The organism is Methylobacterium sp. M6A4_1b, from assembly GCF_053345175.1.
Genome location: NZ_JBKEZQ010000002.1, coordinates 216,588 through 236,298, shown reverse-complemented (window position 1 = coordinate 236,298; position 19,711 = coordinate 216,588). Strand labels below are relative to the sequence as shown.

Sequence of the window (19,711 nt, the reverse complement as noted above, 5' to 3'; positions counted from 1 at the left end):
CGATGGCGTCGACGTCCGACCCCGCCGGCCTGCTCACCTGCGCCGGCCTCGGCAAACGCTTCGGCGCGCATGAGGCGGTGGCCGACCTCGACCTCACCCTGCAGCCCGGCGAGTTCGTCTGCCTGCTCGGGCCTTCGGGCTGCGGCAAGAGCACGCTGCTGCGCCTGATCGCCGGGTTCGAGACCCCGAGCGCCGGCACGATCCGCCTCGACGGTGCGGACATCACCGCCGATCCGCCGCATCGCCGGCCGGTCAACATGATGTTCCAGTCCTACGCCCTGTTCCCGCACATGAGCGTGGCCGCCAACATCGCCTACGGCCTCTCCGGGCTCGGGCGGGCGGCGCGCCGGGCGCGGGTGGACGAACTCCTGCGCCTGGTGCGGCTCGACGGATTCGGCCCGCGCAGGCCCGACACCCTGTCGGGCGGGCAGCGGCAGCGGGTCGCCCTGGCCCGGGCCCTCGCGCGCGCGCCGCAGGTGCTTCTCCTCGACGAGCCGCTCGGCGCCCTCGACCGCGCCCTGCGCGAGGAGACGCAGGGGGAGTTGCGCGCCCTGCAGCGGCGCCTCGGCACGGGCTTCGTCGTCGTCACCCACGATCCGGCCGAGGCCCTGGCGCTGGCCGACCGCATCGGGGTGATGGATCGCGGCCGCCTCGTGCAGATCGGCGACGGGGCGAGCCTGTACGAGCGCCCGGCCAACCGCTTCGTCGCCGGGCTCCTCGGCGACGTGAACCTGATCCCCGGCCGGGTGCTGGCGCGCGGCCAGGGCGGCCTCGCCGGCCTCGACACCGCCCTCGGCCCCCTGCGCGCCGGCGGCGCCGCCGAGGGCGAGGGGATCATCGCCCTGCGGCCCGAGCGCATCGCGCTGGCCCGCGCTCCCTCCGGGGACGGCCCCGATCTCGCCGGCCAGGTGATCGAGACGACCTTTCTCGGCGACCGGATCCGGATCCAGGTCCGCCTCGCGGACGGGACGGTCTGGCGGGTGAGCGCGCCCACGGAGCCGGAATGCCCCGCCGTCGGAGAGACGGTGCACCTGTCCTATCCGCCGGAGCGGGCCTGGCTGATGCCGGCGGAGGCGTGCGCATGAAGCGCCTGCTTCCGGTCCCGCCCGCCCTCTGGCTCGCGGCCTTCGTGCTGCTGCCGGTGATCCTGACCCTGAAGATCAGCCTGTCGACGCCGGCCACCGCGCAGCCGCCCTACCTGCCCGTGCTCGACTGGAGCGGGGGGATCGAGGGCTGGGGCAGCTTCCTCGAAGCCCTCGACTTCACGAATTTCGAGACGCTGGCGGGCGACGCCCTCTACCGCGACGCCGCCCTGTCCTCCGTGACCCTCGCGGCCGTCGCCACCGCGATCCTGGCCCTGATCGGCACCCCGATCGCCCTGGCGATGGCCCGCGCCCCGGAGCGCTGGCAGCCGCTCCTCGTGGCGCTCCTGATCGTGCCGTTCTGGACGAGCTTCCTGATCCGCATCTACGCCTGGATCGCGATCCTGAAGCCCGAGGGCCTGCTCAGCGCCGGGCTGATCAAGCTCGGGCTGATTTCGCGGCCCCTGGAGATTTTGAACACCCAAGGGGCGGTGCTGATCGGGCTGACCTACGCCTACCTGCCCTTCATGGTGCTGCCGCTCTACGCGGTGATGGCCAAGCTCGACCCGCGCCTGCCCGAGGCGGCGGCCGATCTCGGCGCCGGGCCCGTGCGGGTATTCTGGAGCGTGACCCTGCCGCTGGCGCGGCCGGGGCTGAGCGCCGGGGCGCTGCTCTGCTTCGTGCCGATGGTGGGCGAGTTCATCATCCCGGACCTGCTCGGCGGCTCGGACACGCTGATGCTCGGGCGCGTGCTGTGGAGCGAGTTCTTCTCCAACCGCGACTGGCCGCTCGCCTCGGCCGTGGCGATCCTCGTCCTCGTCCTGGTGGTCGGCCCGCTGATCCTGTTTCGCGACGACGAGCCGCGCGCGCGCGAGGCCGGCCGGTGAGGGCGCTCGACCGCCTCGCCCTGATCCTCGGGCTCGGCTTCCTCTACGCGCCGATCGTGATCCTGGTTGTCTATTCCTTCAACGCCTCCGCCCTGGTCACGGTGTGGGGCGGGTTCTCGACCCGCTGGTACGGGGTGCTCGTCGCCGACGTCCCCTTGCGCGAGGCGGCCGGAATCTCCCTCGTGGTGGCGCTGGCCTCGGCCGCGCTCGCGACGGTCTTCGGGACGCTCGCGGCCCTGGCCCTCGACCGGGGCGGGCGCTTCGCCGGCCGACGGGCCTTCACCGGGCTGGTCTACGCGCCGCTGGTGATGCCGGAGGTGATCACCGGCCTGTCGCTGCTGCTGCTCTTCGTCGGCTTCGGCCTCGATCGCGGCCTCCTCACCCTCGTCGTCGCGCACGCGACCCTCGGGCTCGGATTCGTCGCCGTGATCGTCGGGGCGCGCCTGCGCGGGCTCGACCGGTCGCTGGAGGAGGCGGCGGCCGATCTCGGCGCGCATCCGGGCCGGGTCTTCGCCACCGTCACGCTGCCGCTGATCGCCCCGTCCCTGGCGGCGGCCTTCCTCCTCGCCTTCACCCTGTCCCTCGACGACCTCGTCATCGCGAGCTTCGTCTCCGGCCCGGGCGCCACAACCCTGCCCATGCGGCTCTACAGCCAGGTTCGGCTCGGGGTGAACCCGGAGATCAACGCCGCCTCGACGCTCCTCGTCGGAACCGTCACCGCCCTCGTGCTCACCGCCTCGTGGCTGACCGGGCGGAAAAGCGTGGCCTGAACCTCCGGGTCACGGCGCGTAGGCGCGGACCCCGGCGGGAAGGGCCAGCCCGGCGGCCGGCAGGCGCGAGGGATTGGCGGGCGTGACCCAGCCGCCGCGCAGGTCCGGGGCGGCGTCGGGGGCGAGGCTGCGCACGTCGAGGCCGTCGAACGGGCCTGCGATCAGGAAGCGCATCGGAAACCGCCGGTCCGAGGCCGAGCCCCGCGCGACGACCTCCGCGAGGGTGTCGCAGCGACGGTCCGGCAGCGACACGGTCCCGCGCAGGGAGGCGGCGAGGATGGTGCCCTCCATGGCACCCTCGGTGATCTCGCCGATGCCGTCGCGGAAGCGCAGGCTCAGGGTCGCGCGCTCGAAGGGGGTGCGTCCGACCCGCGGGGCCGGCATGCGGCTGCGCAGGGCGGCCTCGGCGAGGTCGATGCCGAGGAGAGTCCCGCCATCGACCGTCATCACCGCGTGTCCGTCGAGGTGCCGGAGGAACCCGTGCAGGTCGGCCCCGGTCCCCTCGGCCTGGAACTGCCCCTGCGCGCCGCCGAGGACCCAGGTCTCCGGCCGCAGTTCCGCGGGAAGCACCGCGAGGTCGAGCCGGTCGAAGGCGCCCTGGACCTTGGCCTCGGTCACGGAGGCGTCCCGCGCCGACGAGGCGAGGGCGAGGCGGCCCTTCAGGGTGCCGCCGCCCAGGGCGGCGCGGTTCAGGGACGCCTCGATGTTGCCGTCCCGGACGAGAACGCTGGCGGCGAGATCCTCGGCCAGGATCGGGCCGAACCGGACCACGCCCGCCGAGATCCGCAGGTCGAGGTCGCCGCCGGTGTAGGGGGCGAGGGCGATGTCGCGCGTGCGCCAGTCCGGAGCGCCGGCCGGAGCGGGCGTGACCCCGAAGCTTTTCAGCACGTCCGCCAGCATGGGGGCGAGGTTCAGTGTCTCGGCCGCCAGGGTCGCCTGGACGGCCGGGCGGTCCTGCCCGAACGAGACGGCGCCCGCCCCCTCGAGCCGGTTGTCGCCGAAGGCCACCCGGACGTTGGGCAGCAGGAGCTGGCGCCCGTTCATCTCGAAATTGCCGGTCATCCCGAACGGACCGACGAAGGGCGACAGGGCGACGCTTCCCCCGGCCCAGGCCAGGGTCTCGGGCAGGGAGCGGGTATCGAACTGGCCGAGCCCGGTGAGCGTCAGCCCCTCGGCCCGGACCAGGCCGCTGCCCTCGGCGGTCAGGGTCCCGCCGGACCAGCTCGCGCTGAGGGAGAACGGCGTGGTGCCGCCGTCGAGGAGATCGGCCACCCGCAGCCCCGAGACCGCGAACCGCGTCGGCATGGCGCTCCACTGGAAGCTGCCGAAGATCTCGGCCTGGGCGCTCCAGAGCGGCCAGGACAGGGTCAGGTCGAGGTCGCGCGCGGTCTGGGGCGAGCCGTCGCGCGGGTCGAGGCCCGTGGCGGTGGCCCGCGACAGGGTGATGCGGCGCGGATGCGAGGCGCCGTCGGCGCCGAGCCGGGCGTTGAGGAGCCGGACCGGCTCGGCCCAGCGGGTGTCGTCCTCGCCCGAAGGCAGATGCAGGGTCGCGCCGTCGAGGCCCAGCGCGTTCACGTCGATGCGTCCGGTCAGCAGGGCGATCAGGCTGAGCTGGAGCGAGAGCGCGCCGCCCTCCGCCAGGATCGGTCCGTCCCTGCTTCCCGCATTCAGCCTGACCGCGCGGAAGCCGAGGCGGGGCAGCGGCAGCAGCGTGATCTCGGTCGCTCCCTCGGCGGTCATGGCCAGCCCGTAGGCACTGGCGAGTTCGCGCGCGACGGCGCTCCGCAGGCGCGGCGTCGCGACCGACCAGGGCAGGCAGGCCGCCCAGACGGCGGCGACGAAGGCCCCGAGGCTCAGGAGCGAGAGGAGGCGGCGCAGCGGCATTCCACTCCATTCGGCGGGAGGGACACGCGGCGGAGCGCGCGATCGACGATGGGATGGGCGCGTCGGGCCACGGCGGCCGCGACGCGCGGGAGAACCGGCGACCCATCCCTGATAGGCCTCGGCGCCCGGCTTGTCTCCCCGGCCCCTTGCGTGCACCCCGAGCCATCCACGGCCGAGCGCGGCGGATCGCTCGCGCCGGCCGCGGCGGGTGCGGTCCACGGACGCCGGGCGCTGGCTGTGCCGCGCAGTGCAAAATGTAACGGCCGCATCGCGACAAGGGCTTGGCAGGACGCCGCTTTCGCGTGACGGTCGCGCCGACCAAGAACAGAACCAGACAGGAGGGCATCCATGAAGAAGGTTTATCCCGACGCCACGGCGGCGCTGGCCGGCGTGCTGAAGGACGACATGATGATCATGTGCGGCGGCTTCGGCCTCTGCGGGATTCCCGACGCCCTGATCGAGGCGATCCGCGCGTCGGGCGTGAAGGGCCTCACCGTGGTGTCGAACAATGCCGGCATCGACGGCGTCGGTCTCGGCAAGCTCCTCGAGACCCGCCAGGTCGCCAAGATGATCTCGTCCTATGTGGGCGAGAACAAGGAATTCGCCCGGCAGTACCTCGGCGGCGAACTGGCCATCGAGTTCAACCCGCAGGGCACCCTGGCCGAGCGCATCCGCGCCGGCGGCGCCGGCATTCCCGCCTTCTACACCAAGACCGGCGTCGGCACCCTGATCGCCGAAGGCAAGGACGTGCGGGAATTCGACGGCGAGGCGTACGTGATGGAGCGCGGCCTCTTCGCGGACCTCGCCATCGTCCATGCCTGGAAGGGCGACACCGAGGGCAACCTGATCTACCGGAAGACGGCGCGGAACTTCAATCCGATGATGGCCACCGCCGCCGCGATCACGGTGGCGCAGGTCGAGCACCTCGTGCAGCCCGGCGAGATCGATCCCGACACCATCATCACCCCCGGCATCTTCGTGAAGCGCATCGTCCACGTGCCGGAGCGCGAGAAGCGCATCGAGCAGCGCACCACCCGCAAGCGCGGCGAGCCCGCCGTGCCCGCTGCCGCCGTCTGAGAGCCGAGCTAAGGAGAACCATCATGGCCTGGACCCGCGAACAGATGGCCGAGCGCGCCGCGAAGGAGCTGCAGGACGGCTTCTACGTGAACCTCGGCATCGGCATCCCGACCCTCGTCTCGAATTTCATCCCGGAAGGGATGTCGGTGCAGCTGCAATCCGAGAACGGCATGCTCGGCATGGGACCCTTCCCCTACGAGGGCGAGGAGGATGCCGACCTGATCAACGCCGGCAAGCAGACGATCACCGCGCTGCCCACGACCTCCTACTTCTCCTCGGCCGAGTCCTTCGGGATGATCCGCGGCGGGCACATCAACCTGTCGATCCTCGGCGCCATGCAGGTGGCCGAGAACGGGGATCTCGCCAACTGGATGATCCCGGGCAAGATGGTGAAGGGCATGGGCGGCGCCATGGACCTCGTGGCCGGCGTCAAGAAGGTGGTGGTGGTGATGGAGCACACCGCCAAGGGCAAGGACGGCTCGGAGAGCCCCAAGCTGCTGGCCGAATGCGACCTGCCGCTCACCGGCACCCACGTGGTCGACATGGTCATCACCGACCTCGGCGTCTTCACCATCGACAAGAAGGGCGAGGACGGCATGATTCTGGTCGAGCTCGCCGAGGGCGTGACCGAGGACGAGATCCGCGCCAAGACCACGGCCCGCTTCACCACGCAGCTCGCCTGAGGATCGCCGCCGCGCGGAGCCTATCCTCCGGCGCCCCGCGTTCGACGACGCTGAGACCCGCCCGGCTCCGGCCGCGGCGGGTTTTTACAGCCGCGAGGGTCCCCGCCGCCGGGCTCCGCCCTACCGTAAGGCGCGGGTCCTCACGGGAGCGAACGACATGGCAGTGACATCGAAGCAGGTGATGGAGGAAGGCCGCGCGGCCAAGCAGGCCGGCGAGCCGGATTCCGCCAATCCCTATCCGGCCGGTTCGCAGAACAGCGCGGATTGGCTCGAGGGCTACACCTTCGACGAGGACGAGCAGAACACCGACCGCGCCGAGAGCGACGCCTGAGCGCCACGCGGGGCCGGTCGGGAGGCCGGCCCTGCACGGATGCGGCCGACGTCATCGCCAGTCACGCTTGGCTGAACCGGAGAGACACGGCCGGCCGGATCGTATTCCCCGAAGAATTTGAACAATCGATCGGGGCTCCGCGTTGGTCGACCAGATATCAATAACTGGGAGACAACGCAGCATGTCGATCAAGATTGTGGCTTTCGCCGGCTCCATCGCCCTGGCCCTCACGGGTTCCGCCTTCGCGCAGACCGGCACCGGTGCCGGTTCGGCCGAGCGCAACATGAACAATCCGGCCAGCGTGAAGAGCAACAGCGAGAAATCGATGGACCGCATGGGTGGCCCCGCCGCCACGGGCTCCACCATGGCGCCGGCCGGCACCTCCGGCGGCCCGAGCACGGCCACGGTCGGCGCGCCGGGCGGCAGCACCGGCGGCAACGGCGTGACCGGCAGCGGCGCGGCCCCCAGCGGCAAGTGATCCTTCGGAGTGGACTCCCGACGTGACCCTCCCGGCGTGAGCGCCGTCGGCGGGTCGGCCGATCGAGTGGGGGACCGCTCTCAGGATCAGAGCCCCGCAGCCGATGCTGCGGGGCTTCTTCATGCCCGGGCCTATGCCCCGGTATAGCCGAGGCGGCCGGCGGCCTCCCGAAGGCGGCCGAAGGCCAGGGCGTAGCGCTCGCGCAGGGCCTCGCCGCCGGGCAGCGTACGATCCGGGCTGAGGTTGTCCTCGGTATCGGACAGCTTGATCAGCAGCGCCCCGAGATGATCCTTGGCGATCAAGGCCGAGATCCGCGCATCGTAGGGTCCGCGCTCCGCCGGTTTCGTCAGCATCATCACCATGGCGATCACCGCCTCGGAGAATCCCTCGGCCCGCAGGGCGATCGGCGTGGTCGGGGTGTCCTCGAGGACGTCGTGCAGGATCGCGGCCTGCATCACCTCCATCGGCTCGATGGCGAGGCGGTCCACCGACTTGGCATGGCCGGCCCGTCCGACCGCCGCGTTGGCGACCCGCTCCAGGTGGCGGATGTAGGGTTGACCGCCCTTATCGATCTGGCCCGCATGCGCGATCATCGCGAAGCTGTGGGCCTCGAAGATGGATGCCATGCCGCGCGTTCCTCCCGGGTCGGGTCTGCCGGCCGGATAGACCATTCCGACCGGCGCTCCACAAGCCTTGGTGCCACCACCCGCTTCGACGCAGCCGGGCGGGACGGCCCGGAAACGGGACGGCGCCGGCCGGTAACGTTAGCTGCCCGTTAAGCGGAACCGTCGAAATCAGGGGAAGTGCCGGGGCGTTCGCCCGGCCGTTCGCGTGTAGCGTGAGGATAGTGGCGTATGGGCAGCGTTCCGGCGACGATGGACAATGTGGTCCCCTTCCGACGCACCCTCCGCCCCCAGCCGTCGGCCGCCGCTCCGTCGGTCCCGCGCGGCGGCCTGGCGGCCCGGCGCAGCGAGCAGCGTGCGCTGATGGATTCGGTCTACGCCACGGGCAGCCTCTCGGTGGCCGCGGGTGATCGGGAGACCAAGCTGATCGCCGCCCGCCTTCAGGTCTACGGCTTCGTGCGGATCGAGGAGATCGGCGCGGACGGCACGCCGCGACGCCTGCGCCCCTCGGAGGCCATCCGCGCCCGGACCGACTCGCCCTGGCGCCTCTCGAAGGCGAGCTACGGCGCGGGCGCCGGCCTGGCGGTCACCATCCCCGCCATCGACGACTTCCTGTTCGACCAGCCCGCCGACCGTCCGGCCTGACCGGGCGACCCGTCGCAGGGCGGCCTGTGGCCGGCGGGAGACATCGGCAATTTCCTCGTCCGGGCCGTAGTTCTGATCATCGAATTCTTACGCCGGGCATGAGATGAAGGATCTCGTTCCACTCCCGGCCATACCGCCATGCTGACCGCTTCCGAAAACATCGTCATCCAGCACCGTGAGATCGTCGCAGTTCTTGCGACCTACGGGATATTCCTGGCCGGGGTCATGGCCGTGGCCTGGTTGATCGCCTGAGCGGACGCGCCGTCGCGGGGCCGGAACCCCGCGGCCGACGGCTCGGTTTTCCGCCCGAGTTTCCGGGAGAGAACCGCATGGCAGCCAAGGCCGACGACCACGCCGAGACCTACAAGGCGTTCCATAATGCCGTGAACATGACGGCGGCCAAGCTGGAAGCCTTCCTGGAGACCGACGAGAGCCGGTCGGTCGGCCAGAAGACGAAGGGCGGCGAGGCGACGGGCCATCGCGAGGGTCGCCGCATCGTCGAACTCCTGCGCACCCGGAAGACCGATCTCAGCGACGACGACTACGCTCACATGGCCAAGGTCGTGGGCTACGTCCATCGTCACCTGACGCAGGGCGGCCCAGAGGAGGCCGACAAGGTGAAGGAATCGCCCTGGCGCCTGTCGCTGATGAACTGGGGCCACGATCCGCTGAAGGACGCGTGAGGGGAACCCGCGCGGGCTCCGCATGCCGTCCATCGTCCGGATGAAACCACCGGCGTTCCCGCAAGCTGGGGAAACCTGGTGGAGCTGAGCGGGATCGAACCGCTGACCTCCGCAGTGCGATTGCGGCGCTCTCCCATCTGAGCTACAGCCCCGTTCCGGGGTGGCGGCCTTTTAGGCTCGCGCACGCCGACCTGTCAATTCCAGAAATCCTGCTGCTTTGCGTGCGCGTGATGCGCCTCGCGGGTGCGGGCCACGAGGACATCGTTTCCGCGCATGAACGCCTTCATCTGGCTCTTCGACACCGTCGTGCAGCTCTACATCTACGTCCTTATCGCCAGCGCCGTCCTGAGCTGGCTTGTGGCATTCAACGTGGTGAATGTCCGCAATCCGATCGTGTCCCAGATCGGCGAGGTCCTCTACCGCCTCACCGAGCCGGTGCTGCGGCCGATCCGCAACATCCTGCCCAACCTCGGCGGCGTCGACCTGTCGCCGATCGTGCTCGTCCTGCTGCTGCTCTTCGCGAGCCGCCTGCTCCACGAGTTCGTGCCGACGCAGACCTACGTCTCCACGCGCTGAGCCCTCGGGGCTCCCGAGGGGCGGGACGCAACGACGACCCGCCCGACGACAAGAAACCGATGCGCGACCGCGCCGCCCTGGGAACGAGACCGTCATGAAGACCAATCCCGGCCGCTTCTTCGAGGATTATCGCCTCGGGGAGACCATCCGCCATGCCACGCCCCGCACGGTCACCCTGGGCGACGTCGCGCTCTACACCGCGCTCTACGGCCCGCGCTTCGCCGTGCAGTCCTCGGACGCCTTCGCCCGCGCCATCGGCTATCCGCAGAGCCCGCTCGACGACCTGCTCACCTTCCACGTGGTCTTCGGCAAGACCGTGCCGGACATCTCCCTCAACGCGCTCGCCAATCTCGGCTACGCCGAGGGCGGGTTCCGCCGACCGGTCTATCCGGGCGAGACCCTCTCGACCGTCTCCGAGGTGATCGGCCTCAAGGAGAGCTCGAACCGCCAGACCGGCGTGGTCTACGTACGCTCCACCGGCTCGGACGCCAACGGCGAGACCGTGCTGAGCTACTGCCGCTGGGTGCTCGTGAGGAAGCGCGACCCGGCGGCGACGATCGCCCAGGAGCACGTGCCGACCTTCGCCAAGGTGGTGGACCCGGCCGACCTCGCCAGCGCCCTGCCGCCCCTGAACGCCGGTGCCTACGATTGCGAGCTCGCCGGCTCGCCCCACCGCTTCGGCGACTACGTCGTCGGCGAGCGGATCGACCACGTCGACGGCATGACCGTCGAGGAGGCCGAGCACCAGATCGCCACGCGCCTCTACCAGAACACCGCCAAGGTGCATTTCGACGGCTACGCGGCCAAGGACACGCGCTTCGGCCGCCGGCTCATCTACGGCGGCGTCGTGATCTCGCTGGCGCGCGCGCTGAGCTTCAATGGGCTGGGCAACGCCTTCGCGCTGGCGGGCATCAATGCCGGCCGCCACGTCGCCCCGCTATTCGCCGGCGACACGGTCTATGCGTGGAGCGAGGTGCTGGAGACCGCCGAGCTGCCCGGCCGCACCGATATCGGGGCGCTGCGCCTGCGGACGGTCGCCACCAAGAACCAGCCCTGCGGCAACCACCCCGACAAGGTCGGCGACGCCTACGACCCAGCCGTGATCCTCGACCTCGATTACTGGGCCTTCATGCCGCGCTGAAGGGTCTCGGCCGGTTCCGTCGGAGCCGATCGCGATCACGCGCGTCTCCGCGCCAGGCCGCCCAGGAGACGCGCCGCCCACTCCGGCATCGCCGGATCGAGCGAGCGATCGCCGGTCCGACGCGGCCGCCCCGAGGTCTCGGGAGGGCCGCGACGCCGGTCACCCCGCGAACAGGCCGACCACGGCGCGCCGCAGCGGGTTGGCGGGGTCGGACAGGAGCCGGAGGGCCATCACGCAGGCGATGGTGACGAGGAGCGGACGGATCAGCCGTGCGCCCATGCGGATCGCGAGGCGCGAGCCGATCTGCGCGCCGAGGAAGGCGCCCACCGCCATCGTCAGGCCGATCGCCCAGACCACGTGGCCGCTCAGCGCGAACAGGGCGAGGCTGCCGAGATTGCTCGCCGCGTTGGCGAGCTTGGTGTGGGCGGTGCCCCTCACCACGCCGAGGCCGAGCAGGGTCACGAAGCCGATCATGTAGAAGGCCCCTGCGCCGGGGCCGAACACGCCGTCGTAGAAGCCGACGGCCGGTGCCCAGGTCAGGGCGAACCAGTTCGGCGTGATCCGCGCGGTGGCGTCCTCGTTGCTCATGCGCTTGGCGGTGGCGAAGTAGATCGCGATGGCCACGAGCAGGATCGGCACGGCGGCATCGAGCACGGTGCGCGGCAGCAGGCTGACGCAGAGCGCACCCGCGACGGAGGCGCAGGCTGCGCTCACCGCGATCTTCCAGGCATCGGGCCAGTGGATCAGGCGGCGGCGCGCGAAGGCGAGGGTCGAGGAGACCGCACCGGCGCTGCCCTGGAGCTTGTTCGTCGCGATCGCCGAGACGGGATCGAGGCCGGCGAGCAGCAGGGCCGGTACGGTGAGCAGGCCGCCGCCGCCCGCGATCGCGTCGACGCAGCCGGCCGCCACCGCGACCGCGAACAGGCCCGCGATCAGGCCGATATCCACCCCGAAGATCATCCCGTCCTCACGTCATGGTCCAGTGACGACCGACTGGAGGCGGGATGCAGGACGGGAGCGCCGGAGGCGCGGCTCAGTTGCGGACGACGACCTTCGTGCCGACCTTGGCACGATCGTAGAGGTCGACGATGTCCTTGTTGGTCATGCGGATGCAGCCCGAGGAGACGGCGGCGCCCATGGTCTCGGGCTCGTTCGAACCGTGGATACGGTAGAGCGACGAGCCGAGGTAGAGCGCACGCGCGCCGAGGGGGTTGTCCTGGCCGCCGGCCATGAAGCGCGGAAGGTCGGGACGGCGCGCCAGCATCTGCGACGGCGGACGCCAATCCGGCCATTCCTTCTTCATCGTCACGTGCTTCTCGCCGGACCACGAGAAGCCCTGGCGACCGACGCCGACGCCGTAGCGGACGGCTTGGCCGCCGCCGAGCACGTAGTACAGCCGGCGCTGGCTCGTCGAGACCACGATCGTGCCGGGCTTTTCCGTGCCCTTCCAGGCGACGGTCTCGCGGGGAATCGCCTGCTCCTTGAAGATATTCATGAAGTCGGCGATGGGTCCGCTGTCGAACGGGTTTCCGGCGAAGGCCGGTCCGGTCGATACGGTCAGGGCCGCCGCCAGGGCGGATGCGGCGAGAACGCGGCGCGTCTGCATGGTCTGTCCTCCAGCCGTGAACCGGCAAAGGGCGGGCACGTAGGCCCGGCTTTCCCGGAGGCATGTGGTCGGGGGCGAGAGCCTTGGCGGGATGGAATGGGGTGGTCAACCGAGCCCGGGCCGAACGGACGGACCCTGTGTGATCCCGGCAACGGTCCGATTCCACCTGTCCCGCGGACGCCCCGGGCATCTGACACAATGCCGCAGGAACTTGCGGCCAAGGCCGCCCGGCCCCAGACTCGTGGTGGTGAGCAGCCCAGCAAGCCATATGGCCAGTGCCGCCGATGCGGGTCTGTCCGCCTGTGCCGAGTCGGTGCGGGCCGGTCGGCCTCTGCTCGACCGCGCGCTCGGCGCGGCGGCGTCTGGTCTCCTCGCCCTGCTGTTCCTCGTCTGCGCGCTGCTGCCCCTCCTGCAGGGCTCGGGCGACGCGCCGCGCGGGTACGAGCGTCACGCCGCGATCACGGCGACGACGGTTCCGAGCGCCCCCGACCTTCTGGCGCGGATCTCCGTCGGGATGGTCGATCTCGACGAGGCGGCCGGCAGCGTTTCCCCGCAGCGGGTCGTCCCCGTCAGCCGCCCCGTGCCGAAGCGCCTCGGCCTGCCGCGCGCTGTGACGGAACGCGAGACCCGCGCGATCTCGCCCCTGGAGCGCCCGCCGCGGCGCGGGCCCCTGATCTGAGCGCGCGTTCCGCACTTCACGTTTCCGTGCGTCCGGACAGCACTTCGCGTGCTGGTGGTGCGCGTGTCGTCGGATCGCCCAGATCGTAGGCTAGGCGGGGATCGTCCCTGACGATCCGACCTCCGAGCGATTCGGCTTGATTTAGCCTCGCCTCGATCCGCCCGCTCCCGTGCTCGCCGAAGTTGCAGCAGACCCAGATCCCGTCACGGCCGTCCGACATGGCCCGACGCTTGCCACGGCCCGGCCCCCTCGCGGGGTACGCGGGCCTTGGACCCTGAACGCGGCGATGCCGGCCCCGGGCCGAGCGCCGTTTGCCGAAATTTCGCAGGAGCGAAACGATCGTGACGTCCTTGAACCACCGCCTGTTCCGCACCCGGCCGACCGCGCTGGCGGCAGGCTTCGTGCTCGTCGCCCTCTCGGCCTGCAATCAGAAGCAGCAGGCGTCGGCGCCGGTGCCGGGGCCGGCCCCGGAGGTCGGCATCGTCACCGTCCGCGAGCAGCCGATCCCCTATCTCCGCGACCTGCCGGGCCGGGTCGCTCCCCTGCGCATCGCCGAGGTGCGCTCGCGCGTCTCCGGCCTCGTGGTGAAGCGCACCTTCGAGCAGGGCAGCCTCGTGAAGGAGGGCGACCTCCTCTACAAGATCGACCCGGCGCCCTTCGAGGTCGAACTCCAGAGCGCCGAGGCGGCCCTGGCCCGGACGGAGGCCGCCCAGGTCCTCGCCAATCAGCAGGCGGACCGCCTGGAGCAGCTGCTCTCGCGCCAGACCGCGAGCCAGGCCCAGTACGACAGCGCCTATGCGGGCCTGAAGCAGGCCGAGGCCGAAGTCGCCGGCGCCAAGGCGACCCGGGAGCGGGCCAAGCTCAACCTCAGCTGGACCGACGTCCGCGCGCCGATCTCGGGCCGCATCGGCCGGGCGCTCCTCACCGAAGGCACCCTGGTGGAGCAGGGGGGTGCCGCCAACCTCGCCACCATCCAGCAGCTCGATCCGATCTACGTCGACATCACCCAGTCGGTGGGCGAGCTGAACAAGCTGCGCCGGGATCTCGCCAGCGGCGAGCTCTCGCGCCTCTCGGCCGACACCGCGAACGTGCACCTGATCATGGACGACGGCTCGCTCTACGGTTCGGCCGGCAAGCTGCTGTTCTCGGACGTCACCGCCGACCCCAGCACCGGCCAGGTGACCCTCCGCGTGCTGTTCCCGAACCCGCACGACGAGCTGTTCCCGGGCATGTATGTCCGCGCCCGCATCAAGCAGGGCATCGACACCGACGCCCTGGCGGTGCCGCAGCAGTCGATCCAGCGCACCAGCGACGGCAAGGCCGAGGTCTGGGTCGTGCGGGAGGACAGCAAGGTGATGCTCCAGCCGGTGGAGGTCGGCTCCGTGGTCGGCAACCAGTGGATCATCCGCTCCGGCCTCAAGGCCGGCGACCGTGTCGTCGTCGAGGGCGTGCAGAAGATCGTCGCCGGCCAGGAGGTGAAGACCGTCGAGCTGAAATCGGCCACCGAGGACCACGAGCCGAAGCCGCGCGACACCGACACGGCGGATGCCGATGCCGGCGCCAAGCCGGGCGAGCCGAAAGCCGATCCGAGCAAGGCCGAGTCCGGCAAGGTCGATCCGAGCAAGGGCGGCGCGGCCAAGCCCGTCTCGCAGGTGCGCTGAACCATGGCTCGCTTCTTCATCGACCGGCCGGTCTTCGCCTGGGTCGTCGCCCTCTTCATCATCCTCGGCGGCGTGCTCTCGCTGCCCCTGCTGCCGGTGGCGCAGTACCCCGTGATCGCGCCGCCCTCGATCGCCCTTTCCACCGCCTTCCCGGGCGCCTCGGTGGAGAGCCTCTATACCGGCACGACCCGGCTCATCGAGGATGAGCTGAACGGTGCGGCCAACATCATGAGTTTCGAGTCGACCACCGACTCGTTCGGCTCGATCAACATCACGGCGACCTTCCTGCCCGGCACCGACCCGGCGCTCGCCTCGGTCGAGGTGCAGAACCGCCTCAAGCGCGTCGAGGCGCGGCTTCCCGCCGAGGTCCGACAGCAGGGCATCCTGGTCGAGGAGGCCTCGGCCGCGACCCTCAACATCATCACCCTGGTCTCGACCGACGGGAAGATGGACGAGATCGGCCTCGGCGACTTCCTGATGCGCAACGTGATCAACGAGATCCGGCGCGTCCCCGGCGTCGGCCGCGCGACGCTGTACTCGACGGAGCGCTCCCTGCGCGTCTGGGTCGATCCCGACAAGCTGCGCGGTCTGTCGCTGACGCCCGAGGACGTCACCGACGCGATCCGCAACCAGAACATCCAGATCGCGTCGGGCGCGGTCGGCGCCCAGCCGAGCCCGAGCAACCACCCGGTCTTCGCCCCGATCGTCGTGAAGGGCCAGCTCAACACCGTGGAGGATTTCGGCGCGATCGTGCTGCGGGCGAATTCCGACGGCTCGAACGTGCGCCTGCGCGACGTCTCCCGGATCGAACTCGGCGGCGACGCCTACCAGTTCTCGACCCGCCTCAACGGCGGCGAGGCGGCGGGCATCTCGGTCACGCTGGCGCCCGACGGCAACGCGCTCGAGACCGCCCAGTCCATCCGCGCCAAGATGGAGGAGCTGGCCCAGTTCTTCCCGCCCGGCCTGAAGTGGGACATTCCCTACGACATCACCCCGGCGGTGAAGGCCTCGATCACGAAGGTCCTGATGACCCTGGTCGAGGCGGTGGTGCTTGTGTTCGTGGTCATGTTCCTGTTCCTGCAGAACATCCGCTACACCCTGATCCCCACCATCGTCGTCCCGATCGCGCTGCTCGGCACGGTCACGGTGATGCTGCTGGCGGGGTTCTCGATCAACGTGCTGACCATGTTCGGCATGGTGCTGGCGATCGGCATCCTCGTCGACGACGCCATCGTGGTGGTCGAGAACGTCGAGCGCATCATGAACGAGGAGGGTCTTCCGCCGAAGGAGGCCACCCGCAAGGCGATGGGCCAGATCACCGGCGCGATCATCGGCATCACCCTGGTGCTCGTCGCGGTGTTCATCCCGATGGCATTCTTCCCCGGGTCGGTGGGTATCATCTACCGGCAGTTCTCCATCGCGATGGTGACCTCGATCGGCTTCTCGGCCCTGCTCGCCCTGTCGCTGACCCCGGCGCTCTGCGCCACTCTGCTCAAGCCGATCGAGAAGGGCCACGGCCACGCCAAGGGCGGCTTCTTCGGCTGGTTCAATCGGATCGTGGACCGCGAGACGGCCCGCTACGGCCGCGGCGTCGCCGGGCTGATCAAGCGCTCCGGCAAGGTGATGATCGTCTACCTCGCCCTCCTGGTCGGGGTCGGCTTCGCCTTCCTGCGCCTGCCCGAGGGCTTCCTGCCCGTGGAGGACCAGGGCTTCTTCACCGTCGACATCCAGACGCCGCCCGGCGCCTCGTTCAACCGGACCCAGACGGCGGTGCGCGAGGTGGAGCAGTATCTCCTCGCCCGGCCCGGCGTGGCCACCGTCACGATGCTGAACGGCTTCTCGTTCTCGGGCCAGGGCCCGAACCTGAGCCAGGCCTTCGTCACCCTGAAGCCCTGGAGCGAGCGCGACGCGGCCAATACCGCCAGCGCCCTCGTGGCCGACACCAACGCGGCCCTGGCGGGCTACCGCGACGCGATCATCGACGCGCAGGAGCCGCCGCCGGTGGACAACCTCGGCAACGCCGCGGGCTTCTCGTTCCGCCTCCAGGACCGGGCGCTGCGCGGCTACTCGGCCCTGACGGCGGCCGAGTCGCAGCTGCTGACGCTCGCGAAGAAGAGCCCCATCCTGCAGAAGATGAAGATCGAGGGTCTGTCTCCGGCCCCGCAGGCGGAGCTGATCATCGACCGCGAGAAGGCCGCCGCCCTCGGGGTCAAGTTCGAGGACATCAACAGCACGATCCAGGTCAATCTCGGCTCGGTCTACACCAACGACTTCCCCAACCAGGGCAAGATGCAGCGCGTCTACGTCCAGGCCGAGCAGCTCCAGCGCATGCAGGCGCCCGACCTGCTGAACTACGGGGTGAAGAACGCGACGGGCACCATGGTGCCGATGTCGTCCTTCGCCGAGCTCAAATGGGGCGTCGGCCCGTCGCAGATCGTCGGCTTCAACGGCTATCAGTCGGTCCGCTTCACCGGCGAGCCGGCCGCCGGCTACACCTCGGGCGACGCGATCGAGGAGATGGAACGCCTGATCCAGCAGCTGCCGAAGGGCTTCGGCTACGCCTGGACGGGCCAGTCGCTGCAGGAGAAGCAGGCGGGCTCCCAGGCCTCGCTGCTCCTCGGCCTCTCGATCCTGATCGTGTTCCTGTGTCTCGCCGCCCTCTACGAGAGCTGGTCGATCCCGTTCTCGGTGCTGCTGGTGATCCCGCTCGGCATCATCGGCTCGGTGGCGGCGGTGTATCTGCGTGGCCTGCCCAACGACGTCTACTTCAAGATCGGCATCATCACGATCATCGGTCTCTCGGCCAAGAACGCGATCCTGATCGTGGAATTCGCCAAGGACCTGTGGAAGCCCGGCAAGTCCCTGGTCGACGCCACCATCGAGGCCTCGGCCCTGCGATTCCGTCCGATCGTGATGACCTCGCTCGCCTTCATCTTCGGCGTGGTGCCGCTGGCCATCGCCACGGGCGCCGCCTCGAAGAGCCAGCAGGCGATCGGCACGGGCGTGCTCGGCGGCATGATCTCGGCCACCATCCTGGCGGTGCTGTTCGTGCCGGTGTTCTTCGTGGTGGTGATGCGGATCTTCCGCCGCAAGGACGCCGCCGAGGGGATCCCCGCGACGCCTCCGGCCGAGCCGGCTCCGGCGCCGGCCGGGCACCACGCCCCGGCCGAGTAGGCGGAGGCGACGGGACCCGCGGACATCGGGTCCCGTCGCCTCCCGCATCACGGCCCGATCGGGCCGGACGACCGAACACTCCTGGCCGCCCGGCACTTGTCGGAGGATATGCGTTCAGGAGCCGCCATGCGCCGCGTCACGACAAGGCTGCTCTCCGCAGCGATCCTCTGCCTGCCCGGGCTCGCCTGGGGGCAGGGGGAGCGTTCCCCGTCCGGTCAGCCGGCCAACCTGTGCCGGGAACTCGTCGCCTTCGTTCAGCGGCCGAAAGAGTCCGCGCGAGGCGAGGGGACGCCGGCGCGGCTCGCCACGGCGGTGACGGCCCGCGACGGGAGCGGCACGGCGGCGAAGCCCAGCGCGGCGGGGACGCCTCAGAATGCCTCGGGCCAAAGCGGCCAGATCACCGCGTCGGGTCCGGGAGCGGCCGGGCCGCAGGGTGACGCGCAGAACCGGACGGCCCCGGGCGGATCGACCGCCACCGCGTCCGGACCCGTCGCGGAGGCACCGGCCGCCCCGGCCGCCTCGGAGCAGACGATCTCCGAAATCCGGAACCTCGCCGAAGCCGACGACCTTCGCGGCTGTCGGAAGGCCGCCCAGGGCATGCGCCGGGCCGGGATCGCCATGCCGGGTCCGCTCCTCGCCCTGGCGGCGATGGCACCGGAGCGTCTCGGCGCCCCGGCGCGCCCCTGAGCCCCCGGCTTCCCTCACCAGATTGGATCGCATCATGACCCGTCGATCGACCGCGCCGTGGCTCGTGCCCACGCTCCTCGGCACCGCCGCGGCCCTCGGGGCCTCGGCCCTCTACACCGCCGCGCGGACGCGGGAGGCCGAACGAAGGACGCCGCCGATCGGCGACTTCATGACGGTCGACGGCGTGCGCCTGCACTACATCGTGCGCGGCCACGGCCCCGCGCTGGTGCTGATCCACGGCAACGGCACCCTGATCCAGGACTTCCTCGTCAGCGGCATCGTGGACGCGCTCGCCCGGCGCTACCGGGTCATCGTCTTCGACCGGCCCGGCTATGGCTACAGCGACCGGCCCCGCGGCCTCTGGACGCCGCGTGCCCACGCCACCCTCTACGCCAAGGCGCTCGAACGGCTCGGCGTCTCGCGGGCCGTGGTGCTCGGGCATTCCTGGGGCAGCCTCGTCGCCGTCGCCCTGGCTTTGCAGGCGCCGGGCCTCGTCGGCAGCCTCGTCCTGGCCTCGGGCTATTACTATCCGACCCTGCGGGCCGACGTGATCCTGGCCGCTCCGCCGGCCATCCCGCTCCTCGGCGATCTCCTACGCCACACGATCTCGCCGCTCGTGGCGCAAGCGGTCCTGCCCGCGGCGATCAGGGGCATGTTCGCGCCGGCATCCGTGCCGGAGCGCTTCGAGCGCACGTTTCCCGCCGCGATGATGCTGCGCCCGCTGCAGCTGCGTGCCTCGGCCGAGGACGCGGCGCTGATGACGCCCGTGACGGTCGAGTTGCGGCACCATTATCGCATGCTGACGCTGCCGGTGGTCATCATCGCCGGCGCGGACGACCAGATCGCCGATGTCGAGCGGCAATCGGCGCGCCTGCACCGCGACGTGCCCGGAAGCGAGTTCGTCACGGTGCCGGGCATGGGCCACATGATCCATCATCTGGCGCCCGACGCCGTCGTCGCTGCCATCGACCGGGCCTTCGAACGCGGGCGCGAGCAGGCCGGCGCCTGACCGCGCCGAAACCGACCGCGGCAAACGGAGAGGGC

Annotated in this window: 20 protein-coding genes and 1 tRNA gene; 16 read left to right on the top strand and 5 right to left on the bottom strand. The window is 70.7% G+C overall.

From position 1 onward, the window contains the following. The first annotated feature begins 2 nt into the window (after nucleotides 1-2). The 3 genes from ACLBWX_RS03150 to ACLBWX_RS03140 are packed head-to-tail and all read left to right on the top strand — an operon-like array spanning nucleotide 3 to nucleotide 2,739. Nucleotides 3-1,085, top strand: coding sequence for an ABC transporter ATP-binding protein (locus ACLBWX_RS03150; protein ID WP_447675633.1), 1,083 nt, complete (start codon nucleotides 3-5; stop codon nucleotides 1,083-1,085). After that, complete coding sequence (locus tag ACLBWX_RS03145) at nucleotides 1,082-1,969, top strand: ABC transporter permease (protein WP_447675632.1); 888 nt, start codon at nucleotides 1,082-1,084, stop codon at nucleotides 1,967-1,969. Before ACLBWX_RS03150 ends, ACLBWX_RS03145 begins: the two co-directional genes overlap by 4 nt. Continuing rightward, complete coding sequence (locus ACLBWX_RS03140; protein ID WP_447675631.1) at nucleotides 1,966-2,739, top strand: ABC transporter permease subunit; 774 nt, start codon at nucleotides 1,966-1,968, stop codon at nucleotides 2,737-2,739. The genes ACLBWX_RS03145 and ACLBWX_RS03140 overlap by 4 nt, the downstream gene beginning before the upstream one ends. A 9-nt stretch (nucleotides 2,740-2,748) precedes the next feature. On the opposite strand, the gene ACLBWX_RS03135 is transcribed toward ACLBWX_RS03140, so the two are convergent. Continuing rightward, on the bottom strand, nucleotides 2,749-4,623 hold the full coding sequence (locus tag ACLBWX_RS03135; RefSeq protein WP_447675630.1) for an AsmA family protein: 1,875 nt from the start codon (nucleotides 4,621-4,623) through the stop codon (nucleotides 2,749-2,751). 348 nt (nucleotides 4,624-4,971) lie between these two features. On the opposite strand from ACLBWX_RS03135, the gene ACLBWX_RS03130 reads away from it, so the two are divergent. The 4 genes from ACLBWX_RS03130 (at nucleotide 4,972) to ACLBWX_RS03115 (ending at nucleotide 7,192) form a co-directional block, all read left to right on the top strand. Beyond that, complete coding sequence (locus ACLBWX_RS03130; protein ID WP_447675629.1) at nucleotides 4,972-5,700, top strand: CoA transferase subunit A; 729 nt, start codon at nucleotides 4,972-4,974, stop codon at nucleotides 5,698-5,700. Between the two features lie 23 nt (nucleotides 5,701-5,723). Then, nucleotides 5,724-6,383, top strand: a complete 660-nt coding sequence (locus tag ACLBWX_RS03125) for a 3-oxoacid CoA-transferase subunit B (protein WP_447675628.1) — start codon at nucleotides 5,724-5,726, stop codon at nucleotides 6,381-6,383. A 157-nt stretch (nucleotides 6,384-6,540) separates the two neighbouring features. Then, nucleotides 6,541-6,714, top strand: coding sequence for a hypothetical protein (locus tag ACLBWX_RS03120; protein WP_447675627.1), 174 nt, complete (start codon nucleotides 6,541-6,543; stop codon nucleotides 6,712-6,714). A 181-nt stretch (nucleotides 6,715-6,895) separates the two neighbouring features. Next, entirely contained in the window at nucleotides 6,896-7,192 is a 297-nt protein-coding gene (locus tag ACLBWX_RS03115) for a hypothetical protein (protein ID WP_447675626.1), read from the top strand. 131 nt (nucleotides 7,193-7,323) lie between these two features. On the opposite strand, the gene ACLBWX_RS03110 is transcribed toward ACLBWX_RS03115, so the two are convergent. Next, the gene (locus ACLBWX_RS03110) at nucleotides 7,324-7,818 is read right to left on the bottom strand and encodes an HD domain-containing protein (RefSeq protein WP_447675625.1); all 495 of its coding nucleotides are present in this window, start codon (nucleotides 7,816-7,818) and stop codon (nucleotides 7,324-7,326) included. 228 nt (nucleotides 7,819-8,046) lie between these two features. Between ACLBWX_RS03110 and ACLBWX_RS03105 the strand changes: the two genes are divergently transcribed. Continuing rightward, nucleotides 8,047-8,460 (top strand): hypothetical protein, encoded by a 414-nt coding sequence (locus ACLBWX_RS03105; protein WP_447675624.1) that lies wholly within the window; start codon nucleotides 8,047-8,049, stop codon nucleotides 8,458-8,460. 329 nt (nucleotides 8,461-8,789) lie between these two features. Next, entirely contained in the window at nucleotides 8,790-9,143 is a 354-nt protein-coding gene (locus tag ACLBWX_RS03100) for a DUF3140 domain-containing protein (RefSeq protein WP_447675623.1), read from the top strand. A 76-nt stretch (nucleotides 9,144-9,219) separates the two neighbouring features. Here ACLBWX_RS03100 and ACLBWX_RS03095 read toward each other — a convergent pair. Beyond that, nucleotides 9,220-9,295, bottom strand: a tRNA-Ala gene (locus ACLBWX_RS03095). Nucleotides 9,296-9,416: 121 nt separating this feature from the next. Between ACLBWX_RS03095 and ACLBWX_RS03090 the strand changes: the two genes are divergently transcribed. Both ACLBWX_RS03090 and ACLBWX_RS03085 read left to right on the top strand, forming a co-directional pair. Continuing rightward, nucleotides 9,417-9,719: a YggT family protein gene (locus ACLBWX_RS03090; protein WP_447675622.1), complete on the top strand. Its 303-nt coding sequence runs from the start codon at nucleotides 9,417-9,419 to the stop codon at nucleotides 9,717-9,719. Nucleotides 9,720-9,813: 94 nt separating this feature from the next. Beyond that, complete coding sequence (locus tag ACLBWX_RS03085) at nucleotides 9,814-10,860, top strand: MaoC family dehydratase (protein WP_447675621.1); 1,047 nt, start codon at nucleotides 9,814-9,816, stop codon at nucleotides 10,858-10,860. Nucleotides 10,861-11,019: 159 nt separating this feature from the next. Here ACLBWX_RS03085 and ACLBWX_RS03080 read toward each other — a convergent pair whose 3' ends face one another. Both ACLBWX_RS03080 and ACLBWX_RS03075 read right to left on the bottom strand, forming a co-directional pair. Continuing rightward, a complete protein-coding gene (locus tag ACLBWX_RS03080) occupies nucleotides 11,020-11,820 on the bottom strand; it encodes a TSUP family transporter (protein ID WP_447675620.1) in 801 nt (266 codons plus the stop codon). Nucleotides 11,821-11,893: 73 nt separating this feature from the next. After that, nucleotides 11,894-12,466 carry a L,D-transpeptidase gene (locus tag ACLBWX_RS03075; RefSeq protein ID WP_447675619.1) on the bottom strand — a complete coding sequence of 191 codons (573 nt, stop codon included), beginning with the start codon at nucleotides 12,464-12,466 and terminating at the stop codon, nucleotides 11,894-11,896. Between the two features lie 247 nt (nucleotides 12,467-12,713). Here ACLBWX_RS03075 and ACLBWX_RS03070 point away from each other — a divergent pair, with 247 nt between their 5' ends. From ACLBWX_RS03070 to ACLBWX_RS03050, 5 genes are all read left to right on the top strand, one after another. Beyond that, entirely contained in the window at nucleotides 12,714-13,145 is a 432-nt protein-coding gene (locus ACLBWX_RS03070; protein WP_447675618.1) for a hypothetical protein, read from the top strand. Between the two features lie 350 nt (nucleotides 13,146-13,495). Beyond that, nucleotides 13,496-14,806 (top strand): efflux RND transporter periplasmic adaptor subunit, encoded by a 1,311-nt coding sequence (locus tag ACLBWX_RS03065; RefSeq protein WP_447675770.1) that lies wholly within the window; start codon nucleotides 13,496-13,498, stop codon nucleotides 14,804-14,806. A gap of 3 nt (nucleotides 14,807-14,809) precedes the next feature. Continuing rightward, entirely contained in the window at nucleotides 14,810-17,980 is a 3,171-nt protein-coding gene (locus tag ACLBWX_RS03060) for a multidrug efflux RND transporter permease subunit (protein WP_447675617.1), read from the top strand. A gap of 126 nt (nucleotides 17,981-18,106) precedes the next feature. Then, a complete protein-coding gene (locus ACLBWX_RS03055) occupies nucleotides 18,107-18,667 on the top strand; it encodes a hypothetical protein (RefSeq protein WP_447675616.1) in 561 nt (186 codons plus the stop codon). Between the two features lie 34 nt (nucleotides 18,668-18,701). Further along, complete coding sequence (locus tag ACLBWX_RS03050) at nucleotides 18,702-19,676, top strand: alpha/beta fold hydrolase (RefSeq protein WP_447675615.1); 975 nt, start codon at nucleotides 18,702-18,704, stop codon at nucleotides 19,674-19,676. Nucleotides 19,677-19,711 lie beyond the last annotated feature (35 nt).